This is a genomic window from Aeromicrobium sp. PFPM2_SD2 (assembly GCF_057364525.1).
Genome location: NZ_JBNFNZ010000503.1, coordinates 1 through 1,682 on the forward strand (window position 1 = coordinate 1; position 1,682 = coordinate 1,682).

General features: G+C 72.5%; 1 protein-coding gene and 1 pseudogene. Both read left to right on the forward strand.

Annotation, left to right across the window (positions count from 1 at the left end; translation table 11 throughout):
* A partial coding sequence (locus AC2W7G_RS15620; RefSeq protein ID WP_485869247.1) for a TOBE domain-containing protein occupies positions 1–193 on the forward strand: 193 nt, incomplete at its 5' end.
* 109 nt (positions 194–302) lie between these two features.
* Positions 303–1,639 (forward strand): annotated as a pseudogene (locus AC2W7G_RS15625) (hemolysin family protein).
* The last annotated feature ends 43 nt before the right edge of the window (positions 1,640–1,682 follow it).

The following is a 1,682-nucleotide window of genomic DNA, read 5'->3' on the forward strand; positions in this document are numbered from 1 at the left end:
CCCCGCGCAACGCCTGGGCCGGCCGTCGTCACCGCGCTCGAGCCGCGCGGCGACCTGGTGCGGGTGGCGGGCCGGTGACGTCGCCGCCGACGTCACGCTCGCGGCGGTCGCGGACCTGCGGCTGGTGCCCGGCGACCAGGTCTGGCTGGTGGTCAAGGCGAGCGAGGTGTCCCTCCACCCCGCGCGCGGCTGAGCGTCCGGGCGCGACCGGTCGTGGCCGCTGCCGCTACGATCTGCGCCATGAGCGACCCTCAAAGTCCCGACCGTCCCTCGACCTGCACCACGAGGGACGGTGACCTCTGATGGACCAGCAGACCTGGTTGAACGCGGGGCTCGTGCTCGTGTTCGTGCTCGTGGGCGGCGTCTTCGCCGCCACGGAGCTGGCGCTGGTGTCGCTGCGCGAGAGCCAGCTGAACCGCCTGGAGTCCGAGAGCGCCCGCGGCGCCAAGGTCGCCAAGGTCGCCCGTGACCCGAACCGCTTCCTGGCCGCCGTGCAGATCGGCGTCACCGTCGCCGGCTTCCTCTCGGCGGCCTACGGCGCGTCCACCCTGGCGCCCGACTTCGCCCCGCTGCTGGTGGACCTCGGCGTCCCCGAGGGCGTGGCCGACCCGCTCATGCTCGTGCTGATGACGTTGTTCATCGCCTACCTCTCGCTCGTGCTCGGCGAGCTCGTGCCCAAGCGGTTCGCGCTGCAGAAGTCGCAGACCATCGCCCTCGTCGTCACGCCCGCGCTCGACCGCTTCGCGCAGGTCATGCGCCCGGTCATCTGGCTGCTGTCGGTCTCGACGAACGCCGTCGTGCGGCTGCTGGGCGGCGACCCGAACGCCAAGGTCGAGGAGATCAGCGACGAGGAGGTGCGCGACATCGTCTCGGGCCACGAGGGCTTCGGCGTCGAGCAGCGCGCGATCCTCGAGGACGTCCTGGAGGCGACCAACCGCTCGGTGAAGGAGGCGATGCGCCCGCGCGGCGAGGTCGCCTTCCTCAAGGCGTCCATGACCCTCACCGCGGCGGCCCAGGTCGTCCGCGAGCAGCCCTACTCGCGCTACCCGGTGGTCGGCGACGGCGTCGACGACGTGCGCGGCTACCTGCACGTGCGCGACCTGTTCGACCAGCTGCACGACGCTCCCGGCGACGGACGCGTGCGGGTCGGCGACCTGGCCCGCCAGATCGCGGTGCTGCCCGGCACGAACCGCGTGCTGCCGTCGGTCAACCTCATGCGCTCGGAGGGCACCCACATCGCCGTCGTCGTCGACGAGTACGGCGGCACCGACGGCATCGTGACCCTGGAGGACCTGGTCGAGGAGCTCGTCGGCGACATCCGCGACGAGTACGACGTGCGCGAGCCGGTCGAGGTGCTGGGCGAGGGCCCGCGCACTGTCGAGGGCGGCCTCACCATCGAGGAGTTCGCCGAGCGCACGGGCGTGGAGCTGGAGGACGGCTCGTACGAGACCGTCGCCGGCTACGTCATCACCAGCTGGGCCGCATCCCCGACGTCGGCGACCACGTCGACGTCGGCGCCTACCGGCTGACCGTCGCCGCGCTCGACAAGCGCCGCGTGACCGAGATCCAGGTCGCTCTGCTCGAGCCCGAGACCCCCGAGGACGCCCCGGCCGATAGGGCGTCCGTGTCGGGGTCTTGACCTGGGCCCAGGTAGACCCGAGGCCCCAGGCCTGCGGACCTGG